The following is a 23,648-nucleotide window of genomic DNA, read 5'->3' on the forward strand; positions in this document are numbered from 1 at the left end:
ACGATACTACTTATCAAGTTACGTAGTTTTCCCTAAAGGTTTGTACTGTGGAAGTGGATTACCAGCTCGCATTCGACCTGGCGCCGGTGGGACTGGTGCTGTCCCGCAACCGCTCGATTGTGGACTGCAACCAGCATTTATGCGAGATGTTCGGCGCCACGCGTGAGCAACTCGCGGGCCAGTCTTTCCTGATCCTCTACCCCAGCGCGGACGAGTACGAGCGCATAGGCGCGCGCATGATTCCCATCCTGAATGCCAAGGGCCTGTACTCCGACGACCGCATCATGAAGCGCGTGGACGGCCGCAACAAGGGCGAGACCTTCTGGTGCCACGTCACCGGCCGTGCCCTCAACCGCAGCGCGCCGCACGAGGCCGGCATCTGGACCTTTGAAGACCTCAGCTCGCGCCGCCCCGTCACGGCCGAACTCACCGCACGCGAACGCGAAGTGGCCGCCCACCTGATGGACGGTTTGACCTCCAAGGAAATCGGCCGCGCGCTGGTCATCAGCCACCGCACCGTCGAGATTTACCGCGCCCGCCTGATGCGCAAGTACAAGGCCTCGACCACGGCCGACCTGGTGCACAAGCTGATGGCCGGCTCCTGATTCCATCTCCAAATCAAACGTGCACTTTGTCGGTCCGCCTTGCCGTGCTGTAGCACTGTCTGCGGCGGGCCTTCGCGTTCACGCTTGATTTGGAAATGGAATGAGCCAGCCTAGGAGTCCGGGCCGTCCTCTTCCCCCGCAAGCCGGCCGAACGGCAGCGCCTGCTTGACCAGGATCACCGTGCAAGGCGCCGCCATGGCGACCTTGATGGGCACCGTCGCCAGCAGGCGCTGCATTTGCAAGCCGTGCGTCGCCGCCCCCATGACGATGATGCCGACCTGGTTACCCCTGGCGTAGTGCAGCAGCGCCTGCGCGACGTCACCCGATTCGATGACGTGGAAAGACAGCGCCCGGCTGTCCAGGTTCAACGGCTGGGCCCACTGCCTGAGCATGCCCAGGTAGCGCCGGTGCAAGGTGGTTTCATTGGCCTCGCTGTCGTTGCCGGCCGCTTTCGCCGCGTCAATCACCGTCACGCAGGCCAGCCGCGCGCCGGGCGCCGTACCCAGCACCCGCATCACGGCGCGCCGCAGGGAATACAGCGTGGCGTCGCTCACGTCCCGGTAAGGCAGGGCCACCATGACGATGGGCGCCGCCTCAAGCTGCCGCGAAGGCAGGGGGCTGGGCCGGTAGTGCTTGCCCGCCGCGCGCAGCCAGCGCTTGAAGTGCGCCCAGAAACCGGTGGCTTGCAAGCGCCGCCCCAGCTCCGTCACGGCGATCTGCGACGGGTCCGACAGGTCCAGCGCCAGGTGCGCGGCCGACGCATAACGCCGGCCGGCTTCGCCCTGCAGGCAATGCAGGATCACCTCCTGCAGCCACTCGGGCAGCTCCGGCCGCAAGGCGCGCGGCGGCACCGGGTCCATCCACAGGCGCTGGCGCAGGCCGCCCCGGGTCTGCGGGTTGCCAAAGGGCAGTTCGCGCACGGCCAGCTCGTAGAGCATCACACCGACGGCAAAGATGTCGCTGCGCGGGTCGCCCCGCACACCGACCACCTGCTCGGGCGCCATCCAGGCGGGGGAGCCGACGGCCGGGCGCAGTTCCTCGGCCAGCAGGTCCGGGTAGTGCGCATGGCAGGACAGCCCGAAGTCCAGCAGCACCGCGCTGCCGTCAGGGCGCAGCAGCACATTGGCCGGCTTCAGGTCCAGGTGGCAGGCCTCCTGCAGGTGCAGGCTGTGCACCGCCTGGGCCACGGCCACGCCCAGACTGGCGATGTCCTGCGCGGGCAGCGGCCCCGGGCTGTCATCCAGCAATTGCTGCAGGGTGCGGCCGGGCACGTATTCCATCACCAGGTAGGGCAGCTTTTCGAGGTCGCCCGCCGCCACCAGGCGCGGCACGTGCGGCCCGGTCAGCGCCGACAGCAGCTGCAGCTCCACTTCGAAACCCACGATGTTTTCAGCGCCATCGCCGGCCGTCATGCGCGGCACCTTCATCGCCATGGGAAAGGGCGCGGCCCGCGACGGGTCGGCATAGCCCACCTGGTAGATATGCGCCATGCCGCCGGCATGCAGGCATTCGCCAACGATAAATCCGTCGACCACGGTGCCGGGCGCCATCAAGCTCACAAGCCCGCCTCCAGCCGCGCAGCGAAATGGCCTGGCAAACCCGCCGCGCGCACATCGGCCGCGGCGGCCAGGTGGTCGTAAGCCACACGGTGGAAGGTCAGCTCGGCCCGGTCCGTGTCAAACAGCGCATACATGGCCCGGGTGTCGCCGTCGCGCGGCTGGCCCACCGAGCCCACGGTGGCAAGCCAGCGGCGGTGCGGCGGCACCGGGATGGGCACGCCCGGCGTGGGCGCAAAGCGCATCAGCCCTTGCCCCGCACCCCGGAAAAACAGCGCCTGCTCGTGTACGTGGCCGCAGAACACATAACGCACGGCCGGGTTCAGGCAGGCGGCGTCCAGGCAGGCTTCGGCGCGGTGTTCGTTGTCGACGTAGTACCAGCGCTCGGGCGCGTCGGCACTGGCATGCACCAGCAGCGCCGCATCCACGGTGGCCGTCAGCGGCAGCGCCGCCAGGAAATCCAGCGCCTCCGGGTCCAGCCGTTCGCGGGTCCAGGCAGCGCCGCTCTGGTCGAGAGAATGGGCCTGGCCGGGTGGCGCCACGGCGTACCCGTCATGGTTGCCCTTGAGCACAATGGCACCATCGCCTGCCAGGCCGCGAATGCGCCGCACCACCTCGGCCGGTTGCGCACCGTAGCCCACCAGGTCGCCCAGCACCGCCAGCCTGCCGGCGCCTTGCGCGGCGGCATGGGCGAGGCAGGCCTGCAGCGCGCGCAGGTTGGCGTGTATGTCCGACAGCAGGGCAATCTTCATGGGCTTGGCGCTGGTTTCATTCACCGTGAAACACGGCTTTGCCCCAAGTTTGCACCAGGCGGCAGCAAAATTTCCGCAACAGGAACAAAATCAGGGCCGGCGTTTTGGCGCCGCCCCGAATTCACCCCATCCCAGGAAAATTTCCATGTCGCTGACCCTCTACCAGGCTTCCATTCCCGTCTTTATCCGCGGCTTTCACAACCTGTCGGCCGTGCTTGAAAAAGCCAGGGCCCACGCAGAGGCCAACAAGGTCGACCTCTCGACCTACGTCAACGCCCGCCTGGCGCCCGACATGTACCCGCTCTCGGGCCAGGTGCAAGGCGCCAGCGATGCCGCCAAGTTCGGCGCCGCGCGCCTGGCCGCCATCACCCCGCCCAGCTTCGCCGACACCGAAACCACGTTTGAAGAATTGCAAGCCCGCATCACCAAGACGCTGGACTTCCTCAAGACCGTGGACGAAGCGCAAATCAACGCGCGCGCCGGCGGCACCGTGACGCTCAAGGTACGCGGCAAGGAAATGAACTTTGTCTGCGAGCCCTACCTGCTGGATTTTGTGCTGCCCAATTTATTCTTCCACCTGACCACCGCTTACGACATCCTGCGCCACCAGGGCGTGCCGCTCGGCAAGATGGACTACCTCGGGAAATTCTGAGCGCATGCGCATCCGGCCGGGAATGCGCTAAGGCGTTCCGGACTCAGGCGCCGGTTCGCGCCGTATGGTTTCGCGGTCGCGGTGGTGGTCGCGCAGCTTGCCCAGGGTGTGGTCCAGCACACGTTTGAGTTTGTCGCTGGCGCCGCGAAAAGCCAGGTCCTGGTTGGGCGCCTGGTGGTTGACGGCCAGCGGGTCGTGGTGCGCCAGGCGCGCCTCCATTACGCAACGCTTCTGGTCGGGACTGGCCTTGTCGCCGTTTTCGTCGCTCATATGCACCTCGATGCGCGTGATGTCACCCTTGAAGCGACTCAGCGACTCATGCAGCTCGCCGCTGGCCCAGCGCTCGAAAGACTCGCCGGTGTGCATCGTGTGCTTGGAATTGACCTGGATTTGCATGGGATTTTTTTCCTTTCAGGAATTGCAGCGCGCGGGCCTGCGGGCCGGGCTGCCTTGTGAGCCGCCAAGGTGGCGGCTGGAAAATTCATTGTGCGCGCGATGGGGCCGCGGGTCTGTAGTCCTGGACGCAACCCTGGAGTGAGGGCGGGTTTGAACCATTCGCTTGCGTATGCACACACACGGTTGCAAACTAACGGGTGGCCAATGCCGCGCAGCGCTCCCCGATAAATTCCCGCAGCAAGCGCAGGCCCGGCGTCAATTGCCGCCGCCCCGGCAGCACCATGTACATCGGCGATGCCTCGGTTTGCCAGTCGGTGCACAGGGCCACCAGCCGGCCCGCGGCCAGGTCGGCCGCCACGTCCAGCCGTGACTTGTACATGATGCCGCGGCCGGCCAGCGCCCACAGGCGCACCACGTCGCCGTCGTTGGCGATGTTGCCGCCGCCGGCGCGCACCACCACCTCCTCGCCATCGCGCCAGAACTTCCAGCGGTCATACACCTCTTCACCGAGCATGAAGCACAGGCAGCTGTGCGCGGCAAGCGCCTGCGGCGTTTCGGGCCTGCCCCGCGCCTGCAGGTAGGCGGGCGACGCGCACAGCACGCGGCGATTCGTCAGCTGCACCGGCAGCGCCAGCATGCTGGAATCGGGTGGCTCGCCCTGGCGGAAGGCCGCATCGACCAGGTCGCTGTAGACATTGGTGACGCGGTCCGACAAATGCAGACGGTACTGGATGCCGGGGTGCAGTTGCTGGAATTCTTCCAGCCAGGGCAGCAGCAGGTTGCGGCCGAAATCGGAGGGCGCGGCCAGCTGCAGCATGCCGCTGACCTGCTGCCGGCCGCTGGCCAGTTCCAGCTGCGCATCCCGCAAGGCGGCCAGCGCGGGCCGGCAATGCGCGAGGAAAACCTCGCCCTCGCGCGTGAGGCGCAGGCTGCGCGTGGAGCGCACAAACAGCGGTGCCTGCAGCTCTTCTTCCAGCCGCTTGAGCGCGGCGCTGGCGGCAGCGGGCGTCAGGTCCAGGCCGCGGGCGGTGGCCGACAGGCTGCCCGAATCCACGGTGCGAACAAAGATTTCCAGGTCTTGCAGGGCTCTCATTTACAAATTTTATTTGCAAATAGCTTCAACTGCCCGCCTGTTTATCTTGATTTTCAAAATCCATACAGTTCAAGCCATCCATTCCTCTTTTGCAACTCTTCTCAACTCAAAGGACTCCACCATGAAAGCCATTGGCTACCAGCAAGCCCACGCACTGGACCCGGCAGGCCAGACCGGCCTTGTCGACATCACCCTGCCCGACCCCACGCCCACGGGCCAGGACCTGCTGGTCGAAGTGAAGGCGATTTCCGTCAACCCGGTGGACGCCAAGGTGCGCGCAGGTGTTTCGCGCGCCGCGGGCCAGGACTACAAGGTGCTGGGCTATGACGCCAGCGGCATCGTGCGCGCCGTGGGCCCGGACGTAACGCTGTTCAAGGCCGGCGACAAGGTCTGGTATGCGGGTTCCATCACACGCGCCGGCACCAACAGCGAACTACACCTGGTGGACGAACGCATCGTGGGCCGCATGCCCGCCTCGCTCGACTTCGCACAAGCCGCCGCCCTGCCGCTGACCAGCATCACTGCCTGGGAAATGCTGTTCGACCGCCTCGGCCTGCAGCCGGGCAAAAAGCCCACGCACCAAAAGCTGCTGATCATCGGCGCCTCGGGCGGTGTCGGTTCCATCATGACGCAGCTGGCCGCGCGCCTGACTTCCCTCACGGTGATCGGCACGGCCTCACGCCCCGAAACCCAGGCCTGGGTGAAAGAACTGGGCGCCCACCACGTCATAGACCACAGCCAGCCGCTTGCCGCGGAGCTCAAGCGCATCGGCATTCCCGAGGTCGACTATGTGGTGAGCCTCACACAAACCGATTCGCACCTGGACCAGATCGTCGAGGCGCTGGCACCCCAAGGCCATTTCGGCCTGATCGACGACCCGAAGAACGTGGACATGACAAAGTTCAAACGCAAAAGCATTTCCATCCACTGGGAGTCCATGTTCACCCGCTCCATGTTCGGCACCGCCGACATGGTGGCGCAGCACAGGCTGCTGACCGAGATTGCGCAGCTGGTCGATGCGGGCTTGATCCGCACCACACTGACCGAACGTTTTGGCAGCATCAATGCCGCGAATTTGCGGCGCGCGCATGCCCTGATTGAATCGGGCAAGTCGCGCGGCAAGGTGGTGTTGGAAGGGTTTTTTTAACCTTGCCGGTCGGGCTTGGTTTGGCCGGTTCTTGCTCCGGCCTTTGCGCTTTTTGTTAAGTTCTGCTGGCCGGGGGTAGCCCGGCAGCTACTCACTTTTATCGAAACCCGCAAAGCGGGTTTTCTTTTGTTCGCCAAAAGGCGCGCTATGCGCGCGGGGTTTGCTCACTTCGCGCAGCGAAGTTACGCAAACACCAAAAGTAAGCAAAAGAAAAGGCGACCCTGGTGTCTGCGTCCCTCCGCTTCGCTGCGGGCAACCTGCGGTGCTCGGTTCAGGCGGGGTCTCGCTAAACTCGCTTCGCTCAAACAACGCGATCCCTTATCCGCCTGAACCTCCGCTCCTCGGCGCATACACAAGGGGGTGGGAGAAAAATACTGAATAACTGAAGAAACAAGGACACGCCATGGCGTGTCCTTGTTTGTATTTGTCTTCTTGGTTTTCTGTCCCCGCTCCCGATTGCCCCGTCCTGGCTGGGCCGAGCAGCGCAGACGGAGGAGGGATAAGGGCTGGCGTTGTTTGAGCGAAGTGAAACGTAGCGAGTTTAGCCAGACCCCCTCCGCAGTCGAGCAGCGCAGGTTGCCCGTAGCGTAGCGGAGGGACCCAGACTGCGGGTCGCCTTTTCTTTGGTGACTTTCTTTTGGCGAAGCAAAAGAAAGTTACTGGCCGCCGGGCCACTCCCGGCCAGCTGAACTAAGAAGAGGAAGGAGGAGGATGAAGAGGAAGAGCGCGCCAAGCCGGAGCAAGACCCGCCTTACCCCAAAGTCTTGAACATCACAAAAGCATCCACCAACCCCAACCGCACATGCCGAAAAGCCTTCGGCAAAATCCCCACCACCTCAAACCCCAATCGCTTCCACAACCGGACAGCCCGTTCATTGGTCGACACCACGAGGTTGAACTGCATCGCCAGAAAACCCATGGCCAGTGCCTCGCGCTGCGAGTGTTCGCACATGGCCGATGCCAGGCCCTGGCCCTGGGCTTCGGGGGCGACCACATAACCGCAGTTGCAAACGTGCGCACCCAGGCCGGGCTGGTTGGGCTTGATGAAATAGGTGCCCAGCACCGGGCCGTCACCTTCGCGCACCACATAGGTGGCGCGCGGCGCCTCCATCCACACTGCGTGGATTTCGGCTTCGGTGCTTTGCGGCGAAAAGGCGTACGTGTCGCCGGCCTCGAAGGTGGCGCGCAACAGCGGCCAGACGGCCGGCCAGTCGGCTTCCTCGCAGCGGCGTATCTGCACCTGGCTCATGGTTTGGGCCCATCCACCACCTCGGCCGCCGTGCGGAAGGCCTCGACCGCGGCGGGCAGGCCGCAGTAGATGCTGGCGTGCAGCAACACTTCCTGGAGCTGCTCGGGTGTCACGCCGTTGTTGAGCGCGCCGCGCACATGGCCCTTGAGCTCATGCTGCTTGCCCAGGGCGGTCAACATGGCCACGGTGATCAGGCTGCGGGTCTTCAGGTCCAGCCCCGGCCGCTGCCACACGTCGCCCCAGGCATTGCGCGTGATGTACTGCTGGATGGGCATGGAGAAATCGCTCGCCTTGCCGAAGGCACTGGCCACAAAGTCTTCGCCCATCACCTGCTTGCGGGTGGCCAGGCCTTTGTCGAAGTCGCTGGAAGATGTAGCGGTCACGTGAGCTCCTTGGAACAGGTTCTTAAAAGCCCAAGCGTAGTGGAAAACAAAAAAGCCCGCCCGGGCTTTCACCAGGGCGGGCAAGATCAACACTGTTTCAATATTACTCAGGCAAGGTCGTAACGGTCCAGGTTCATGACCTTGTTCCAGGCGGCCACAAAGTCACGCACAAACAGATCCCGTGCGTCGCTGGAGGCATAGACCTCGGCGATGGCGCGCAGCTGGGAGTTGGAGCCAAAAACCAGGTCGTTCACGGTCGCCGTCCACTTGAGCTCGCCGCTGGCGCGGTCGCGGCCTTCGAGCACGCCCGCGTCAGCAGCCGACTTCTGCCACTTGGTGCGCATGTCGAGCAGGTTCACGAAGAAGTCATTGCTCAAGGTGCCGGGCCGCTTGGTGAAAACACCGTGCGGGGCCTGGCCGACGTTGGCATTGAGGGCGCGCATGCCGCCGACCAGCACCGTCATCTCGGGAGCGCTCAGCGTCATGAGGCTGGCCTTGTCCACCAGCAGCTCGGCGGCCCGCGCCTCCTGCCCCTTGCGGCCGTAGTTGCGGAAACCGTCCGCGGTGGGCTCCAGCACGGCAAAAGCCTGCACATCGGTCTGCTCTTGCGAAGCGTCCGTGCGCCCCGGCGAAAAAGGCACTTTCACATCATGCCCGGCCCGCTTGGCGGCCGCCTCGACGGCGGCGCAACCGCCCAGAACAATCAGGTCGGCCAGCGAAATCTTCTTGCCGCCGGACTGCGCGCCGTTAAATTCGGCCTGGACCTTCTCCAGCACCTTGAGCACTTTCGCGAGTTCGGCCGGCTGGTTGACGTCCCAGTCCTTTTGCGGGGCAAGGCGAATGCGCGCACCGTTGGCGCCGCCGCGCTTGTCGCTGCCGCGGAATGTCGCGGCGGATGCCCAGGCCGTCGTGACCAGTTGCGAAATGGAAAGCCCGGACGCCAGCAGCGTGGCTTTCAGCGCGGCGATGTCGTTTTCCCCGACCAGCTCATGGTCGACCGAGGGAATCGGGTCCTGCCACAGCAGCTGGCCCTTGGGAACCAGCGGGCCCAGGTAGCGCGCGGCCGGCCCCATGTCGCGGTGTGTGAGCTTGTACCAGGCCTTGGCGAAAGTGTCCGCAAACTCCTGCGGGTTGGCCATGAAGCGCCGCGAGATTTTTTCGTAAGCCGGGTCCATGCGCATGGCCATGTCGGCCGTGGTCATCATGGGCGCATGGCGCTGCGCGGGATCATGGGCATCCGGCACGGCGCTTGCCGCGGCGGGATCTTTGGGTTTCCACTGGTGGGCGCCCGCGGGGCTCTTGGTCAGTTCCCACTCGTAGCCGAACAGGTTCTCGAAATAACCGTTGTCCCATTTGATGGGGTTGTTGGTCCAGGCGCCCTCGATGCCGCTGGTGATGGTGTGTACACCGTGGCCGCCGCCGAACTTGTTGGTCCAGCCAAAGCCCTGGTCCTCAAGGCTGCCGCCCTCGGGCTCGGGGCCGACATACTTGCCCGGCTCGGCGGCGCCATGCGCTTTGCCGAAGGTATGGCCGCCAGCGGTCAGTGCCACGGTCTCCTCGTCGTTCATGGCCATGCGGGCAAAGGTTTCGCGAATGTCGCGCGCCGAACCCAGGGGGTCCGGGTTGCCGTTCGGGCCTTCGGGGTTCACATAGATCAGGCCCATCTGGACGGCGCCCAGGGGGTTTTCGAGTTCGCGGTCGCCGCTGTAGCGCTTGTCGCCCATCCACTCGGCCTCGGGTCCCCAATACACCTCTTCCGGTTCCCAGGCGTCCGGGCGCCCGCCGGCAAAGCCAAAGGTCTTCAGCCCCATGGAGTCCATGGCCACGGTGCCGGCCAGCACCATCAGGTCGGCCCAGGATATCTTGCGGCCGTATTTCTGCTTGATAGGCCACAGCAGGCGGCGCGCCTTGTCGAGGTTGCCGTTATCGGGCCAGCTGTTCAGCGGCGCGAAGCGCTGCATGCCCGAACCCGCGCCGCCGCGGCCGTCGGCGATACGGTAGGTGCCCGCGCTGTGCCAGGCCATGCGGATGAAAAAGGGGCCGTAATGGCCGTAGTCCGCGGGCCACCAGTCCTGCGAATCGGTCATCAGCGCATGGAGGTCCTTGACGACGGCATGCAGGTCCAGGGTCTTGAACTCTTCGGCATAGTTGAAGGCCTCGCCCATGGGGTCGGCCTTGGGGGAGTTCTGGTGAAGAATCTTGAGGTTGAGCTGGTTGGGCCACCAGCTGGCGTTGCCTGCGGCGCCGGCCAGTGCGTGTTTGCGGGCGCCGCCCGAGAACGGGCAGGCGCTTTCGCCTTGCGTCGTGTGATCAGCCATGATGAACTCCTTCAATGTGTATGGGATGAACGCAGTCTAGGTTTCACAGCAAAATATGCAAAGACAATTAAAAATATTCATTTAATAGTTTTTATTAATTACACGCGTTTTACGCCAGGCCCGCGCGGCCGGATGGGCCGTCTTGCCGTTACGCTTGAGCCGAGTCACTTATAAATCCTTTGAAGGAAACCCTCATGACCACCAAGCCCGCAACGCCAGGCGCAGCCCCCCGCTACCCCGCCCCCGAACTCAAGGACCTGCCCGAGGACATCAAGGCCAAGGTCCTGGAAGTGCAGGAAAAAGCCGGCTTTGTGCCCAATGTGTTCCTGGCGCTGGCGCGCCGCCCCGCCGAGTGGCGAGCCTTCTTTGCCTACCACGATGCCTTGATGCTCAAGGAAGAAGGTTCCAACCCCAACGGGACTTTGACCAAGGGCGAGCGCGAAATGATCGTCACCGCCACCAGCGCGGCCAACAACTGCCTGTATTGCGTGGTGGCGCATGGCGCCATCCTGCGGATTTATGAAAAGAAGCCGCTGGTCGCCGACCAGGTGGCGGTCAACTACCGCAAGGCCGACATCACGCCGCGCCAGCGCGCCATGCTGGACTTCGCGATGAAGGTCTGCCTGCAGGCCGACCGGATTGAAGACGCCGACTTTGAGGCGCTGTACGGCCACGGCTTTGACGACGAAGACGCCTGGGACATCGCGGCCATCACGGCCTTTTTCGGCCTCTCCAACCGCATGGCCAGCTTCAGCAACATGCAGCCCAATACCGAGTTCTACCTGATGGGCCGTGTGCCCAAGCCACCCAAGCCAGCCTGACAGTGCGAGTTGAAAGGCATATGGCAAAGCTCAATAATGCGCATGGCCCGGCGTTCGCGCAGGGCTTGAATCGGACCAGGATTTCATGACCTCAAGCACTACCCCCGTCCCCCTCGCCCCGGCCACACCCAACCCGGCATCGGCCAGCCCGTCCGGCCTGACCGTGCGCAAGCTCGAGATCGACCTGAGCCAGGGCTTTGACCGGCACTGGTATGGCGGCGACGCCTTCCTGAGCCAGTACCACAACGCCCTGTCCATGAGCTTTCCGGTCGGCGAGCAGTCTTTTATCGACGCGGTGCGCGACTGCGCCAAGCTGCTGCCCCAAACACCCGAGCACGCCCTGTTGCACGAGGCGGTGGCGCAGTTCATAGGCCAGGAGGCCACGCACCGCCACATCCACGGGCTCTACAACGCGCACCTGGAAACCCAGGGCCTGGTCAACCGCTGGCAGCACTGGGCCACGGCGCGTATTGACTACGCGAAAAAAAGAGGCGCGCAGCCCCTGCACTTCCTCGCCGTGACCGCCGCCTACGAACACCTCACCGCGGTGCTGGCCGACTACCTGCTGCGCCACAACAACACGCTGCACAGCGCCGACCCGCGGATGCAGACACTCTGGCGCTGGCATGCGGCCGAGGAGACCGAACACCGCGCCGTCGCCTACGACCTTTACCACGCGGTGCAGGGCAACTACGCCTGGCGCATACGCTGGTACATCTATGCGCTACTGGTATTCACCTTCGACTCCGGGCGGCAGACGCTGCTCAACCTGTGGCACGACGGCACGCTGTTCAAGCCCGGCACCTGGTGGAGCGCCGCCAAATTCTTCTGGGGCCGCAAGGGCGCGATGTGGTACACCCTGGGCCCGCTGCTGGCCTACTTCAGGCGCGATTTCCACCCGGACCAGGAAGCGTTTGCCGCGCCCGAGCAGCAGACGCGCGGCCTGGCCCGGCGCTGGCTCAAGGAAAACGCCGACAGTTTTCGCGTAGTCCGCTGAGCCCCTCAAAAACCCTCCTGGCGTTGTTGCACGGCCTTGCCGTGCTGGTGCACTGTCTGCGGCGGCGCGCCTAGCCAGGACCGCTTCGCTGGGTTTGTGAGCGGCTCTCTCTCAGCCCTCGACGATCTTGCGCATCCAGTCCGGCAGCGGCCGCGACTTCTGCGCGGGAAAATCCACCCAGATGGTGGTGGCCCCGCCGGCCGCGCAAATCACGCCCGGCGCATCGCTGCGCTCCATGGTGGCCCAGCTTTCAAAGGTGCTGCGGCCCGGGTCGCTGACATACATCTTCATGAGCACGTCGCCCGGGTATTCGAGCTGCTTGTAGAAATTGCAGAACGCATTGACGATGACCGGGCCTTCGCCGCGCGGGTCGGGCCGGCAGCCTATCGCGTACATCCAGTCTATGCGTATGGTTTCCAGGTAACGGAAATAGCTGCCGTTGTTGAGGTGGCCCATGGCATCCATGTCGCCCCAGCGTATCGGGATGAGCATCTCATGGACCAGTTTTTTCTTCTCGGGGATTTCAATCTTCATGATGGTCACCGCACCTAACGGTGCGCCCTGATGGAGGCAAGAATGCCCAGCGTGAACAGCACGCAGGCGGTGAGCTGCACCAGGGTGGGCCAGCGGCCGTCCCAGGCAAAGGAATACAGCAGCGCAAAAATCGTTTCACTGACGATGAGCTGCCCGCACAGGCTGGCGCTGAGCCGCTGGCTGGCCATGTTCCACAAAATCGTGGCCAGCCAGGTCGAGCCCACACCGGCCACCACGCACAGCAGCACAAAGGTTCCGAGGTCCGCGCGCGCGGCCAGCAGGCCGGCATCGGATCCGGCCACCAGCCACATCAGCAACGCGCCCAGGCCGGTGGCCACGCCCAGCCAATTGGCCCAGTCGGTGGCGTTGACCTCCGGATGCCGCTTGAGCCAGGCGGAGTTGAGGATCGCAAAAACCGTCCAGCACACCAGCGAGCCCGCCACAAACAGCATGCCGCGCCAGAAATGGGTGGCCGCGCCTTGGCCCCCCTCGTGCGTGGAACCCATCATGAGCACCAGCCCGGCCAACGTGAGCGCCAGCCCCGGCAGCAGCGCGGCCCAGCGCAGGCCCTGCGGTTTGCCCAGCAGCATGACCCAGATCGGGATGGTGCCTATGACCAGCGAAGGCACTTCGGTACCCGCATCGCGTATGGCCAGCACCAGCAGCAGGTAGTAGCCGCTAAAGCCCAGGATGCTCATGAGCAGCGCGGCCCCGGCCTGGTGCAGCGTGGGCAGTCGCCGGCTGCGCAACCCGGCCAGCATCACCAGCACGGCGACCACACCGTAAACGGCAAAGCGCCCGGCCGTGAGGTCTATCGAGGAATAAGCACCCGCGCCCATTTCGAGCATGCGCGGCGCCACAAACACCAGGCCCCACAGCGCGCCCGCCGCGAGCCCGGCCAGAATGCCGGCCAGCATCAATCAGGCGGTGTGCGCGGTGGCGACCAGGCGCAGGCCGAGCAGGCCCATGGCGCCGGCGGCCGTGCGGTCCACCACGGCCTTGCTGCGCAGGTAGGCGGCGCGCGGCACCGACGAAGACAGCACCAGCGCCACCACGGCATACCAGCCGGTCTCCATCACCAGCACACCGGCCAGCACCAGCATGGCGGCCGGCAAGGGGAAGTGCGCGGGCAGCAGGGCCGCGAACACGCTGCTGTAGACCACCACGATCTTGGGATTGCTCAACTGCGTGACCAGCCCCTGGCGAAACGACTGCAGCACCGTGCGGCGTGCCACGCCCTTGTCCTGGCCGGCCATCTCCAGCGGCTGGCGCGCACCGCGCCAGATCTGGATGGCAATCCACATCAGATAGAGGCCGCCCAGGACCTTGAGCGCCGTGTAGACGCCAGGCAAGGCGGCCAGCAAGGCCTGCAGCCCGGCCAGTGCCAGCGCGGCAAACACCAGCGCGCCCAGGCCCATGCCCAGCGCCGCGGCCAGGCCGTCGGCGCGTGAACGCGACACCGCGATGCGCGCGACCTGCACAAAACTCGGGCCGGGGCTGACCACGCCCGCGAGCAAAGCCAAAAAGATCAGGCCTATGGGGCCGAGGTAAGGCACTACGGAATCCATCATGTTGTTCTCTCTCTCTGCGCGAATTGATTGATGTTGTGGACCGGTTCAGACACCGAAGCCGTCATCCGCCGCGATCACCGCGCCGTTGACAAAATGGCTCTCGCCGCTGGCCAGCATCACCAGCAGCGCGTCCAGGTCTTGCGGCTTGCCGATGCGCTTGCGCGGCAGCATCTGCACCAGCTTCTTGCCCTGTTCGGTCTCCCAGTGGTGGTGGTTGATCTCGGTGTCAATATAGCCGGGGCAGATCGCATTGACGTTGATGCCGAACTTGCCCCACTCCAGCGCCATGGCTTTGGTCATCTGCACCACGGCGGCCTTGCTCATGCAGTACACGCCGATCTGCGGCAGCACGCGCAGCCCGGCCATGGAGGCGATGTTGATGATGCGTCCGCCGGCATAGTTGCCGGGGCCGGCGCCGCGTGAGCGGGCCAGCATGCGCTTGCCAACTTCCTGCGCCACAAAAAAAGCGCCCTTCACATTGGTGTTGAAAATGAAGTCGTAGTCTTCCTCGCCCACGTCCTGGATGCGCTGCGTGGTGCTCACGCCCGAGTTGTTGACCAGGATGTCTATGGGGCCGACCTCGGTTTCGGCATGGGCCACGCCGGCCTTGATGCTGGCATGGTCGGTCACGTCGAGCTCGACCACGTGCGCGTCGCCGCCGGCCGCCTCGATCTGCGCGCGCAGGTCCTTGAGCTTGTCCAGCCTGCGGCTGGCCAGCACCACGGCCGCGCCGGCGCGGCTCAAGGTCGTGGCGAACTGGGCGCCCAGTCCACCGGAAGCGCCGGTCACGAGGGCGACACGCCCTGTCAGGTCAATGCTGTAAGCCATTAGAGGCTCCTCTCTCAATTTAAACCGTACAAAAGAGAACGACCGTTCGCATCGCTGCATTCGCGACATAAAATCCAACGCGAGACCGACAATCCTTCCTGAAAAATCATTATCAGCGAGTCCCCGATGAATACCCAAGAAATTCTGGCCCAGTTCGGCCCCCGTGAGGCAATGGAATACGACGTGGTCGTGGTGGGCGGCGGCCCCGGCGGCCTCGCTACCGCCATTCGCCTGAAGCAACTCGCGGCCGAAAAAGGCAAGGACATTTCCGTCGTGGTGCTCGAAAAAGGCTCGGAGCCCGGCGCCCACATCCTCTCGGGCGCGGTGATGGACCCGAAAGCGCTGACCGAGCTGCTGCCCGACTGGAAAGCCCAGGGCGCGCCGCTGAACCAGCCCGTCACCGCCGACGAAGTGCTGTTCCTCAGCGAAAAAAGCGCGGTCAAGACACCGGCCTTCTTTGTGCCGGACTGCTTCCACAACGAAGGCAACTACGTCATCAGCCTGGGCAATGTGGTGCGCTGGCTGGCGCAGCAGGCCGAGGGCTTGGGCGTTGAAATCTTCCCGGGCTTCGCGGCCGCTGAAGTCCTCTACAACGACGACGGTTCCGTCAAAGGCGTGGCCACCGGCAACCTGGGCATAGGCAAGGACGGCCAGCCCACCGACAACTTCCAGCTCGGCATGGAACTGCACGGCAAGTACACCGTGTTCGCCGAAGGCGCGCGCGGCCACCTGGGCCGCCAGCTCATCAATCGCTTCAAACTCGACGAAGGCCGCGACCCGCAGGGCTACGCGCTCGGCGTGAAAGAGCTGTGGGAGATTGATCCGGCCAAACACAAACCCGGCCTGGTGATCCATACCGCCGGCTGGCCCATGGACAGCCAGACCTATGGCGGCGGCTTTATGTACCACCTGGAGGACAACAAGGTCACGCTGGGCATGGTCACCGGCCTGGACTACAGCAACCCCTACCTCAGCCCCTTTGAAGAGATGCAGCGCTGGAAGACGCATCCCAGCATCAAGCAATACCTCGAAGGCGGCAAGCGCATCAGCTATGGCGCGCGCGCCATCACCGCGGGCGGCGCTTTGAGCCTGCCCAAGACCATATTCCCGGGCGGCGCGCTGATAGGCTGCGACGCCGGCTACCTCAACGCGGCGCGCATCAAGGGCAGCCACGCGGCCATCAAGAGCGGCATGCTCGCCGCCGAAGCCGCCTATGAGGCCGTCACCGCCGGCCGCCAGCACGATGAACTGGCCGCCTACCCCGAAGCCTATGCCAAGAGCTGGCTCGCGCAGGAACTGAACCAGTCGCGCAACTTCAAGTCCTGGTTCAAGAAGGGCCTTTACGTCGGCGCCTTCATGACCGGCATAGAGCACTGGCTGCTGCCCAAGCTGGGCTTCAAGTCGCCGCCCTGGACCGTGCACAACAGCATTCCCGACTACGCCAAGCTCAAGCCGGCGGCCGAGTGCACGCCCATCGTGTACCCCAAGCCCGACAACAAGATCACCTTCGACCGCCTGAGTTCGGTGTTTGTCTCCAACACCAACCACGAAGAGCACCAGCCCGCGCACCTGACGCTAAAAGACGCCAGCGTGCCGGTCAACATCAATCTGGCCAAGTACGCCGGCCCCGAAAGCCGCTACTGCCCGGCCGGTGTCTATGAGTTCGTGAAGAACCCCGACAACAGCGACCGCCTGCAGATCAACGCGCAGAACTGCGTGCACTGCAAGACCTGCGACATCAAGGACCCGACGCAGAACATCGTCTGGGTCACGCCCGAAGGCGGCGGCGGGCCCAACTACGCGGGCATGTAAGCCAACCGGAACCCAAACCGGAGCGCTTCCATCGAAAAAGCCCTTCTCAACTGAGAAGGGCTTTTTCTTTTGTCCCGATTTTTGTCTCGGTCTCAGCGGCGTGGCGCAGCAGCCATCAAGGCCTGTCCCGCGGTCACAAGGGAGTTCGCCGGCCCCTTCTTGCCGAGCAACGGGCCGTTCATATAGGCGCCGTCGATCAGCAGCACAAGCTGGCTGGCAAGATCGTCGGGCTTGCGAACGCCCATCTTCTTTGCCATCACGGCCAGGCGGTGCAGCAGTTCCGTCTTGTTGCGCATGGCAACCGCGCGGGCGGGATGGCTTGGTTCCGGGAACTCGGTCGCCACATTAAGGAAGGGACAGCCCCGGTACCTGGGCGCGGCGATGTGCTCGGCGATCCAGCGCAGATGCGCCTTCAGCTCCGCCTCGGCATCGTCGGGCTCCCGCGCCGCGACGCTGTCCCAGTCTTCCCAGTATTCGGCGTCTTCGCGCTCGAGGAATGCCGCCACAAGGTCGTCCTTGGTCGCGAAATGCCGGTACAAGCTGGTCTTGGCGACGCCGGAACGCTCGACCACCAGGTCGACGCCGACAGCCCTGACGCCCTCCCGGTAGAACAACGCCGCCGCCGTCTCCAGCACGCGGTCGCGCACGCTCAGCGGGCCGCGTTCATCCGCCACCGGCGTGGCCGTCTCAGTACTTTTTTTCATCGAATTTTCCCCGCACGGTTGACGCGCTACAGATCTGTACTGTACATTATTCAAAACGCTACAGATCTGTAGCGTTTTACGGAAATAACTTCAACAAGGGAATTCGTGATGACATCAAACAAGACAGTGGCCGTCTATGGCGCTTATGGACACACCGGCCGCTTCGTGGTTTCGGAATTGCGCCGGCGCGGCTGGACGCCCATCCTCTCGGGGCGCGATGCCGGCAAGCTGCAGGTTTTCGGAACGGAAAACCCCGGTTTGGAACTTCGGCCGGCCTCGGTCGACGAACCCGCCTCGCTGGATCGCGCGCTGGCCGGCGCCGCGGCGGTCATCAACTGCGCCGGCCCCTTTGCCAGCACTTCGGCGCCGCTGATTGAAGCCGCCATGCGCGCACGGATTCCCTACCTGGATGTGGCGGCCGAAATAGAAGCCAACATCGACACCTTCAATCTGTTCGCGGACCGTGCGCGTGAAGCGGGCATTGTGGTCGTGCACGCCATGGCGTTTTACGGCGGGCTCGGCGACCTGCTGGCGACCGCGGCCATGGGCGACTGGACTTACGCCGATGAAATTTCCATCGCCTACGGGCTGGACAGCTGGAGGCCCACGCCGGGGACCCTGATCGCCGGGCAGGTGTCGAAGCAGCGCCGGGACGGCCGCCGGGTGGTTTTTGCGGACGGAAAAATCGCCTACACCACGGAAGCTGCGCCGGCCACCGAATGGACTTTTCCCGCGCCGCTGGGCAAGCAGCCGGTCATCGCCGAATTCACCATGGCCGACACGGTAACGATCTCGCGCCACATCAAGGCCCCCAGAATCCACTCCTACATGACGGCCGTGGCCGTCAGGGACCTGACCGACCCGAATCCACAAGCCCCTGTAGCCAGCGATGAGAGCGGACAGTCGCCGCAAACCTTTGTGCTGGAAGTACTGGCGCGCCGCGGCGGCGAGGAGCGCCGCGCCATCGCGCGCGGGCGGGACATTTATGCCTTCACCGCGCCCCTGGTCGTGGAGGCCATGGCGCGCGTGGTCGCCGGCCAGGTCAAGGGCGCGGGCGTCTTTACCGCCGGAGAAGCATTTGACGCGCGGGATTTCCTGGCCTCGCTGTCCCCCGCGAATCTTTCCGTGGAATTGCGTTAAGTTCTTTCGCGCCCTCCGGCATGCCGGAGGGCCCTTTTTTTTGAAGGCCGCATCACGCATGCGGCCTTTGTTCATTCAGTCGCAGGCGCGCCACATATACACGGCGCAAACCTTCGCAAGCTTTGTGACTTTCTGTCCGGCGCGGCGATCGGGCCCTTGGCGCGCAGGCGGCGTGCACACCCCGCCAGCAGGTGATTCGCGCCATTCGCTCACAAGTGCTTACCGAACGATTCGACACGCTTTGAGGCCTGTCTCACGCCATCCCACGCGGGCTCGCGGCTTACGCTGACACGCCTTCTCCCCTCGCCGCAAAGACACTGGAACTGTCCTTGAGTTCGGGACGTGGCCGCGCCCCTCACTGGCCGCCACGCCGCCGTGTTCCAGCTTTTTTGCCACATCCGCCCGCTGCCCGGCAGCTTTCTTAGCCCATTGATCCATGACAGAAAACACCCCCAGCGTGCTGCTGACCGGCGGCGCCGGTTATATCGGAAGCCACACTTTTGTGGCCTTGGCGGAGGCCGGCTACCAACCGGTCATCCTCGATGATTTCTCGAACAGCCACCCTGCGGTGCTGGAGCGGCTGGCGCAGCTGACGGGCCGGCGCGTGCCCTGCGAAAAAGGCAATGTGCTGGACACGGCCTTTGTGGCCGAGGTGCTGCAGCGCCACCGCTGCGTTGCCGCCGTGCATTTCGCCGGCGTCAAGGCCGTCGGTGAAAGCGTGCAGCAGCCCCTGATGTACTACCGCAACAATGTGAGCGGCCTGCTGAGCCTGCTTGAGGCCATGGCCGGCACCACCGCCTGCCGGTCCGTGGTGTTTTCTTCCAGCGCCACGGTCTACGGCAACCCGGCCAGCGTGCCGATTGACGAAGGCTTTCCCTGTGCGCCCGAAAGCCCGTATGCCCAGAGCAAGCTGATGTGTGAAAACATCCTGGCCTCGCTGCGCGCGTCGGACCCTTCATGGCGCACCGGCGTGCTGCGCTACTTCAACCCGGTGGGTGCGCACCCCACCGGCCTGATCGGCGAAGACCCCAGCGGCATTCCCAACAACCTGATGCCCTTTGTGACCCAGGTGGCCGTGGGTAAACGCGCGCGGCTGCAGGTCTTCGGCAGCGACTACCCGACCCCCGACGGCACCGGCGTGCGCGACTACCTGCATGTATCCGACCTGGCCGACGGCCATGTGGCCGCCGTGCAAGCCCTGCTGGCCAAAGGCGAGAGCTTCACCGTCAACCTGGGCACCGGCCAGGGCACCAGCGTGCTGGGTGTGGTGCGCGCCTTCGAGCGCGCCAGCGGCCGGCCCATCCCGTTTGAATTCGCGCCGCGGCGCGCGGGCGACGTGGCGCAGTATTTCGCCGATGTGTCACTGGCCCGCGGCGTCCTGGGCTGGCGCGCCACGCGCGGCATCGAAGAGATGTGCCGCGACTCGTGGCACTGGCAGCAGCGCAATCCCGACGGCTACCGGACCCAGACGTCCGACACCGCCATGCACATGCCGGCGCCGGTGCGCAATAGTCCGAACGGCCCCATGCGACCGGTGGTCAGCGCCTGATTCGTCTTGACACACAACCTGCACCGAATGAGGACAAGACACATCTGCTTTCACCAGCACAAACCGGGCCATGGGCCGTTCGGACTATTGCCGATTGCTGCACTGCACAACACACTCATCCCCTGCTTTGACAGAGGAGAAATTCATGCCTAAAGCTCTTATCACCGCCACTTTGCTGGCCGCCTGGATGGCCTCCGCATCGGCCTACTCCGATGCTGCCGACCAGCCGCCGCCGCAGCCCCTGGCCAGCAAGGCCGGCGCCGCCAAAACCACGCCCATGAAACTGCAGGCCGGCGCCGACAGCGTCAAGGTGCGCGCGGTCTACAGCCCCGACATACGCCCGAATCCGCCGCAGGCTTTCGCGGCCGACGATGAAACCGGCGCGGGCGAATCCGGCTGGCGTTCCTACGGCATGCTGCTGGCAACGCTGGTGTTGATGGCCGTGATCGCCGTGCGGCGCTACAAGGCGGGAAGGCCCTGAGCATGAGCGGACTCGGCCGGCCCGGCGTCGCGGCGGTCAAATGGAGCGCGGCCTCCACGGTCGCGCGCTTCGCGCTGCAGCTGATGGCCCAGGTCGTCCTGGCGCGCACGCTGGGCCCGGAGATCTTCGGTATCTTCGCCATCGGCATGGTGGTGCTGACCTTCGCCACCTTTGTGTCCGGCTTCGGTTTCAGCTGGAGCCTGCTGCAGCGCGAAACCCTCAGCGACGAGGACGTGCGTTTTGCCTGGACCTGGCAGCTCATCGTGGGCCTGGCCACCACGCTGGCCGTCTACCTGCTGGCTCCCCTGCTGGCCGCTTATTTCCGCGAGCCGCGCGCGCAGTCCGTCATTGAATGGCTGTCGCTGGCCTGCCTGCTGGGCGCGGCCGCCCAGCCGGCCACCTATTTGCTGCAGCGCGACCTCAACTTCCGCGCGGTGGGCCTGGTGCAGGTGGGCAGCTATGCGGCCGGTTATATCGCAGTGGGCCTGCCGATGGCGCTGATGGGGCGCGGCGAGGCCTCGCTGGTGGCGGCCTGGCTGGTCCAGGTGGCCGTGCAGCTGGCGGCCAGCTACGCGCTCAAGCCCCACCCGGTGCGCCCGCTGCTCTGGTATGCCGATGCGCGTGCGGCCGTCGGCACCGGGCACACGGTGTTTTTCACCAATATCGTCAACTGGGTACTCAACAACCTGGACCGCGTGCTGATAGGGCGCCTACTCAACGCGCAGGCCCTGGGCCTGTACAACGTGGCCTACAACCTGGCCACCATGCCCAACACCTTGCTGCTGGGCGCGCTGCAGCCGGCCTTCCTGGCGGCGGGCGCGCGCCTGCAAAACGACAAGCCCCGCCTGGGCCGCGCCTACCTGCAGATGCTGGCCACCATCGTGGTACTGGGCCTGCCGGCTTTTGTGGCGCTGGCTTTTGTCTCGCGCGACATCGTGCGCGTGCTCTACGGGCCGGCCTGGAGCGATGCGGCCTGGGTGCTGGGCACGTTGTTCCTGTGCATGCCGGCCTATGTCATCTGGGGCCTGTCGACGCCGGTGCTCTGGAACACCGGGCGCAAGCACTATGAGTGCCTGCTGCAGCTGCCGCTGCTTGCCGTCGGCGCGCTGGGCTTTTACCTGCTGGCTGGCCAGGGCATCCATGTCGCCGCGGCCGTGGCTGGCGGGCTGCTGGTGCTGCGCGCGGCCGTTGTCGCCACGGCCGCCTTTCGAGCGCTGGACCTGCGCGCCACGGCCCTGCTGCCGGACGCCTTGCGCGGCCTGCTGCTGAGCGCGCTCTGCGCCGCGGGGGCACTGGGCGCGCAGCATGCCGTGGCGAGGTTTGACATCGCGCTGCTGTCGCTGGCGGCCGGCGCGCTGGCAGCCGGCCTGCTGCCTGGGCTTTTGCTGCTGCTGCGGCCGCAGCTGCTGGGGCCGGATGCCTCCGACATGGTGATCCGCTTCGTCCCCGGCCTCGCGAATTTCCTGCGCCGCCCCGCGGCCGCGCCGGCTTCCGCCCTGCCCGTGGCGCTGGGCGAGCAGCATCCCTGACCGAAGAAAACCATCCCCATGGACCAACCCGTCGTCATTTCAGTGCTCGTCGCCGGCGCCATCCTGGCGGCGCTCACGGCGGCGCTGGGCATGGCGGGCGCGGTCCATGTGACCTCGCGCCGCGCGCACGGCTACATGCACCTCATCTTCTACGCCATCCTGCTGATGGTGGCCCTGGCCAACCTGCTCTCGGGCCGCGACCTTTCCAGCAGCAACATGAAGTTCGACGAAGTCGTCGTGGTGGTGCGCCACCCGCTGGTCTCGCTGATGCAGCCCCTGGCCTCGCTGCTGCTGCTCACGCTGGCCGGCGAACGGCTGATCACGCACTGGATACGCCGCGACAGATCCGCGCAGGCACCCGCCGCGCTGCCGGTGGCCTTCCTCACCTTCTGGCTCTGCACCGTGGCCGCGCCGGCCCTGCTGGGCGCGCACCCGCAGCTGTCGCATGACTATGTGTACCCGCTGGTCATAGGCTTCGCCGCGGTGCTGGCCACCGCCACCGAACGCGACCTGGCCTTCGGCGCCGCGCGCAATGCCCTGCTGCTCTTTATCGCCGCCGGCCTGCTGCTGCTGCCCTTCAAGCCCAGCCTGGTGCTGGACGCTTCCTACACCCAGGGCCTGCTGCCCGGCGTGCCGCGGCTGGCGGGCCTGGCGCCGCACGCCGTGTCGCTGGGCATGCTGGCGCAGCTGGGCCTTTTGTGCCTGCTCGCGCGCCCCTTTCAGCGCGCCTGGCTCAACCGCGTGGCCTGGACCATGGGCCTGGGCGTGCTCTTCCTCGCGCAGTCCAAGACGGCGTGGATTTCGTTTGTGCTGTGCTCGGCCTGCATCCTGGCCGTGCGCCAGGGGCCGCGCTTCATGCGCCGCGTGGGCGACCCGGTGCGGCCCGAGTTCGGCATCGTCGCGCTGCTGGCCTTTATGGCCGCCGTCGTGGGCCTGGCCGCCCTGCTGATGTTCGGCGAGGTCGACGCGCGCCTGAGCAGCTTCTTCGACAGTGCCCAGGGCGCGCAGCTGGCGTCCATGACGGGGCGCGACCAGATCTGGGCCATCGCCTACGACGAATGGCAGCGCAACCCGGTGTTCGGCTATGGGCCGACCCTGTGGGACGCGAGCTTTCGCGAAGCCATAGGCATGCCCAACGCGACCCACGCGCACAACCAGTTCATGGACACCTTGTCGCGCTCGGGAAGCGTGGGCGCGGCCGCGCTGCTGCTGTACGCACTGGTGCTGCTGGTGCTGTCCCTGCGTTATGCCCGCGCCAGCGGCGGCCTCACGCTGGCCTTGTTCGTGGCGCTGGCGCTGCGCGCCATCAGTGAAGTGCCGCTGCTGCTTTTCGGCTACGGCCCCGAACTCATCGCCCACGTGCTGCTGCTGATGGCGCTGGCCGCAGCCGGGCGCGAAGCCCGTGAACGCAAACGCAGCATGGCCAAGGCGCCGGCGGCCATGCCCCGCGTCGAGCCGACCTTTGCCCGGAACCGCAGAAACCCCGGAGACCCCAAAACCCCCCTGGCCGCCGCGCGGCTCCATTCTTGAC

23 protein-coding genes are annotated in these 23,648 nt (G+C 65.3%); 11 read left to right on the forward strand and 12 right to left on the reverse strand.

The features are described 5' to 3' along the window. Positions 1–47 precede the first annotated feature (47 nt). Positions 48–605, forward strand: a complete 558-nt coding sequence (locus BLQ85_RS06205) for a PAS and helix-turn-helix domain-containing protein (protein ID WP_074575460.1) — start codon at positions 48–50, stop codon at positions 603–605. A gap of 110 nt (positions 606–715) precedes the next feature. Here BLQ85_RS06205 and BLQ85_RS06210 read toward each other — a convergent pair whose 3' ends face one another. Beyond that, positions 716–2,164 carry a bifunctional serine/threonine-protein kinase/universal stress protein gene (locus BLQ85_RS06210; RefSeq protein ID WP_074575461.1) on the reverse strand — a complete coding sequence of 483 codons (1,449 nt, stop codon included), beginning with the start codon at positions 2,162–2,164 and terminating at the stop codon, positions 716–718. Beyond that, positions 2,161–2,913 (reverse strand): metallophosphoesterase family protein, encoded by a 753-nt coding sequence (locus BLQ85_RS06215; RefSeq protein ID WP_074575843.1) that lies wholly within the window; start codon positions 2,911–2,913, stop codon positions 2,161–2,163. The genes BLQ85_RS06210 and BLQ85_RS06215 overlap by 4 nt, the downstream gene beginning before the upstream one ends. Positions 2,914–3,058: 145 nt before the next feature. Between BLQ85_RS06215 and BLQ85_RS06220 the strand changes: the two genes are divergently transcribed. Beyond that, entirely contained in the window at positions 3,059–3,565 is a 507-nt protein-coding gene (locus BLQ85_RS06220; RefSeq protein WP_074575462.1) for a DUF1993 domain-containing protein, read from the forward strand. A gap of 27 nt (positions 3,566–3,592) precedes the next feature. On the opposite strand, the gene BLQ85_RS06225 is transcribed toward BLQ85_RS06220, so the two are convergent. Both BLQ85_RS06225 and BLQ85_RS06230 read right to left on the reverse strand, forming a co-directional pair. After that, a complete protein-coding gene (locus tag BLQ85_RS06225; protein ID WP_074575463.1) occupies positions 3,593–3,961 on the reverse strand; it encodes an HPF/RaiA family ribosome-associated protein in 369 nt (122 codons plus the stop codon). A 190-nt stretch (positions 3,962–4,151) separates the two neighbouring features. After that, positions 4,152–5,054, reverse strand: coding sequence for a LysR family transcriptional regulator (locus BLQ85_RS06230; protein ID WP_074575464.1), 903 nt, complete (start codon positions 5,052–5,054; stop codon positions 4,152–4,154). A 121-nt stretch (positions 5,055–5,175) separates the two neighbouring features. On the opposite strand from BLQ85_RS06230, the gene BLQ85_RS06235 reads away from it, so the two are divergent. Next, positions 5,176–6,201 (forward strand): zinc-binding alcohol dehydrogenase family protein, encoded by a 1,026-nt coding sequence (locus BLQ85_RS06235; protein WP_074575465.1) that lies wholly within the window; start codon positions 5,176–5,178, stop codon positions 6,199–6,201. Between the two features lie 751 nt (positions 6,202–6,952). On the opposite strand, the gene BLQ85_RS06240 is transcribed toward BLQ85_RS06235, so the two are convergent. The 3 genes from BLQ85_RS06240 to katG form a co-directional block, all read right to left on the reverse strand. After that, on the reverse strand, positions 6,953–7,450 hold the full coding sequence (locus BLQ85_RS06240) for a GNAT family N-acetyltransferase (protein WP_074575466.1): 498 nt from the start codon (positions 7,448–7,450) through the stop codon (positions 6,953–6,955). Next, positions 7,447–7,776 (reverse strand): carboxymuconolactone decarboxylase family protein, encoded by a 330-nt coding sequence (locus BLQ85_RS06245; RefSeq protein ID WP_139200923.1) that lies wholly within the window; start codon positions 7,774–7,776, stop codon positions 7,447–7,449. Before BLQ85_RS06245 ends, BLQ85_RS06240 begins: the two co-directional genes overlap by 4 nt. A gap of 164 nt (positions 7,777–7,940) precedes the next feature. Then, positions 7,941–10,151: a catalase/peroxidase HPI gene (katG, locus tag BLQ85_RS06250; RefSeq protein WP_074575845.1), complete on the reverse strand. Its 2,211-nt coding sequence runs from the start codon at positions 10,149–10,151 to the stop codon at positions 7,941–7,943. A 194-nt stretch (positions 10,152–10,345) separates the two neighbouring features. On the opposite strand from katG, the gene BLQ85_RS06255 reads away from it, so the two are divergent. Then, the gene (locus BLQ85_RS06255) at positions 10,346–10,972 is read left to right on the forward strand and encodes a peroxidase-related enzyme (RefSeq protein ID WP_074575467.1); all 627 of its coding nucleotides are present in this window, start codon (positions 10,346–10,348) and stop codon (positions 10,970–10,972) included. Positions 10,973–11,057: 85 nt separating this feature from the next. Continuing rightward, complete coding sequence (locus BLQ85_RS06260; RefSeq protein WP_074575468.1) at positions 11,058–11,969, forward strand: metal-dependent hydrolase; 912 nt, start codon at positions 11,058–11,060, stop codon at positions 11,967–11,969. Between the two features lie 111 nt (positions 11,970–12,080). Here BLQ85_RS06260 and BLQ85_RS06265 read toward each other — a convergent pair whose 3' ends face one another. Genes BLQ85_RS06265 through BLQ85_RS06280 form a run of 4 tightly spaced genes read right to left on the reverse strand, consistent with a single transcriptional unit; the run spans position 12,081 to position 14,902 of the window. Beyond that, complete coding sequence (locus BLQ85_RS06265) at positions 12,081–12,503, reverse strand: acyl-CoA thioesterase (protein ID WP_074575846.1); 423 nt, start codon at positions 12,501–12,503, stop codon at positions 12,081–12,083. A gap of 14 nt (positions 12,504–12,517) precedes the next feature. Beyond that, complete coding sequence (locus tag BLQ85_RS06270; RefSeq protein WP_074575469.1) at positions 12,518–13,420, reverse strand: DMT family transporter; 903 nt, start codon at positions 13,418–13,420, stop codon at positions 12,518–12,520. 3 nt (positions 13,421–13,423) lie between these two features. Continuing rightward, positions 13,424–14,074 carry a LysE family translocator gene (locus tag BLQ85_RS06275; protein ID WP_074575470.1) on the reverse strand — a complete coding sequence of 217 codons (651 nt, stop codon included), beginning with the start codon at positions 14,072–14,074 and terminating at the stop codon, positions 13,424–13,426. Between the two features lie 45 nt (positions 14,075–14,119). Further along, complete coding sequence (locus BLQ85_RS06280) at positions 14,120–14,902, reverse strand: SDR family oxidoreductase (protein WP_007868767.1); 783 nt, start codon at positions 14,900–14,902, stop codon at positions 14,120–14,122. Positions 14,903–15,028: 126 nt separating this feature from the next. Here BLQ85_RS06280 and BLQ85_RS06285 point away from each other — a divergent pair, with 126 nt between their 5' ends. Continuing rightward, a complete protein-coding gene (locus BLQ85_RS06285) occupies positions 15,029–16,714 on the forward strand; it encodes an electron transfer flavoprotein-ubiquinone oxidoreductase (protein WP_074575471.1) in 1,686 nt (561 codons plus the stop codon). Between the two features lie 92 nt (positions 16,715–16,806). Here the strand turns inward: BLQ85_RS06285 and BLQ85_RS06290 are convergent, their stop codons facing one another. Beyond that, positions 16,807–17,418 (reverse strand): TetR/AcrR family transcriptional regulator, encoded by a 612-nt coding sequence (locus BLQ85_RS06290; protein WP_074575472.1) that lies wholly within the window; start codon positions 17,416–17,418, stop codon positions 16,807–16,809. Between the two features lie 108 nt (positions 17,419–17,526). Here BLQ85_RS06290 and BLQ85_RS06295 point away from each other — a divergent pair, with 108 nt between their 5' ends. The 5 genes from BLQ85_RS06295 to BLQ85_RS06315 all read left to right on the forward strand — a co-directional run bounded on the left by BLQ85_RS06295 (position 17,527) and on the right by BLQ85_RS06315 (position 23,647). Beyond that, the gene (locus tag BLQ85_RS06295; RefSeq protein WP_074575473.1) at positions 17,527–18,558 is read left to right on the forward strand and encodes a saccharopine dehydrogenase family protein; all 1,032 of its coding nucleotides are present in this window, start codon (positions 17,527–17,529) and stop codon (positions 18,556–18,558) included. Between the two features lie 436 nt (positions 18,559–18,994). After that, positions 18,995–20,107, forward strand: a complete 1,113-nt coding sequence (galE, locus tag BLQ85_RS06300; RefSeq protein WP_074575474.1) for a UDP-glucose 4-epimerase GalE — start codon at positions 18,995–18,997, stop codon at positions 20,105–20,107. A 145-nt stretch (positions 20,108–20,252) separates the two neighbouring features. Next, on the forward strand, positions 20,253–20,588 hold the full coding sequence (locus BLQ85_RS06305; RefSeq protein WP_139200908.1) for a hypothetical protein: 336 nt from the start codon (positions 20,253–20,255) through the stop codon (positions 20,586–20,588). A 2-nt stretch (positions 20,589–20,590) separates the two neighbouring features. Beyond that, positions 20,591–22,117, forward strand: a complete 1,527-nt coding sequence (locus BLQ85_RS06310; RefSeq protein WP_074575476.1) for a lipopolysaccharide biosynthesis protein — start codon at positions 20,591–20,593, stop codon at positions 22,115–22,117. An 18-nt stretch (positions 22,118–22,135) separates the two neighbouring features. Next, the gene (locus BLQ85_RS06315; protein ID WP_074575477.1) at positions 22,136–23,647 is read left to right on the forward strand and encodes an O-antigen ligase family protein; all 1,512 of its coding nucleotides are present in this window, start codon (positions 22,136–22,138) and stop codon (positions 23,645–23,647) included. Position 23,648: the final 1 nt, after the last annotated feature.

Source organism: Polaromonas sp. JS666 (genome assembly GCF_900103405.1).
Lineage (GTDB): Bacteria > Pseudomonadota > Gammaproteobacteria > Burkholderiales > Burkholderiaceae_C > Polaromonas.

Excerpts from the sequence above, each read along its gene's own strand:
- BLQ85_RS06315 (WP_074575477.1), top strand. The coding sequence starts at position 22,136 with ATGGACCAACCCGTCGTCATTTCAGTGCTCGTCGCCGGCGCCATCCTG.
- BLQ85_RS06290 (WP_074575472.1), bottom strand. The coding sequence starts at position 17,418 with ATGAAAAAAAGTACTGAGACGGCCACGCCGGTGGCGGATGAACGCGGC.
- BLQ85_RS06235 (WP_074575465.1), top strand. The coding sequence starts at position 5,176 with ATGAAAGCCATTGGCTACCAGCAAGCCCACGCACTGGACCCGGCAGGC.
- BLQ85_RS06260 (WP_074575468.1), top strand. The coding sequence starts at position 11,058 with ATGACCTCAAGCACTACCCCCGTCCCCCTCGCCCCGGCCACACCCAAC.
- BLQ85_RS06285 (WP_074575471.1), top strand. The coding sequence starts at position 15,029 with ATGAATACCCAAGAAATTCTGGCCCAGTTCGGCCCCCGTGAGGCAATG.
- BLQ85_RS06265 (WP_074575846.1), bottom strand. The coding sequence starts at position 12,503 with ATGAAGATTGAAATCCCCGAGAAGAAAAAACTGGTCCATGAGATGCTC.
- BLQ85_RS06255 (WP_074575467.1), top strand. The coding sequence starts at position 10,346 with ATGACCACCAAGCCCGCAACGCCAGGCGCAGCCCCCCGCTACCCCGCC.
- BLQ85_RS06270 (WP_074575469.1), bottom strand. The coding sequence starts at position 13,420 with ATGCTGGCCGGCATTCTGGCCGGGCTCGCGGCGGGCGCGCTGTGGGGC.
- BLQ85_RS06245 (WP_139200923.1), bottom strand. The coding sequence starts at position 7,776 with ATGGGCGAAGACTTTGTGGCCAGTGCCTTCGGCAAGGCGAGCGATTTC.
- galE (WP_074575474.1), top strand. The coding sequence starts at position 18,995 with ATGACAGAAAACACCCCCAGCGTGCTGCTGACCGGCGGCGCCGGTTAT.
- BLQ85_RS06230 (WP_074575464.1), bottom strand. The coding sequence starts at position 5,054 with ATGAGAGCCCTGCAAGACCTGGAAATCTTTGTTCGCACCGTGGATTCG.
- BLQ85_RS06215 (WP_074575843.1), bottom strand. The coding sequence starts at position 2,913 with ATGAAGATTGCCCTGCTGTCGGACATACACGCCAACCTGCGCGCGCTG.
- BLQ85_RS06275 (WP_074575470.1), bottom strand. The coding sequence starts at position 14,074 with ATGATGGATTCCGTAGTGCCTTACCTCGGCCCCATAGGCCTGATCTTT.
- BLQ85_RS06220 (WP_074575462.1), top strand. The coding sequence starts at position 3,059 with ATGTCGCTGACCCTCTACCAGGCTTCCATTCCCGTCTTTATCCGCGGC.
- BLQ85_RS06280 (WP_007868767.1), bottom strand. The coding sequence starts at position 14,902 with ATGGCTTACAGCATTGACCTGACAGGGCGTGTCGCCCTCGTGACCGGC.
- BLQ85_RS06225 (WP_074575463.1), bottom strand. The coding sequence starts at position 3,961 with ATGCAAATCCAGGTCAATTCCAAGCACACGATGCACACCGGCGAGTCT.
- BLQ85_RS06240 (WP_074575466.1), bottom strand. The coding sequence starts at position 7,450 with ATGAGCCAGGTGCAGATACGCCGCTGCGAGGAAGCCGACTGGCCGGCC.
- BLQ85_RS06310 (WP_074575476.1), top strand. The coding sequence starts at position 20,591 with ATGAGCGGACTCGGCCGGCCCGGCGTCGCGGCGGTCAAATGGAGCGCG.
- BLQ85_RS06305 (WP_139200908.1), top strand. The coding sequence starts at position 20,253 with ATGCCTAAAGCTCTTATCACCGCCACTTTGCTGGCCGCCTGGATGGCC.
- katG (WP_074575845.1), bottom strand. The coding sequence starts at position 10,151 with ATGGCTGATCACACGACGCAAGGCGAAAGCGCCTGCCCGTTCTCGGGC.
- BLQ85_RS06295 (WP_074575473.1), top strand. The coding sequence starts at position 17,527 with ATGACATCAAACAAGACAGTGGCCGTCTATGGCGCTTATGGACACACC.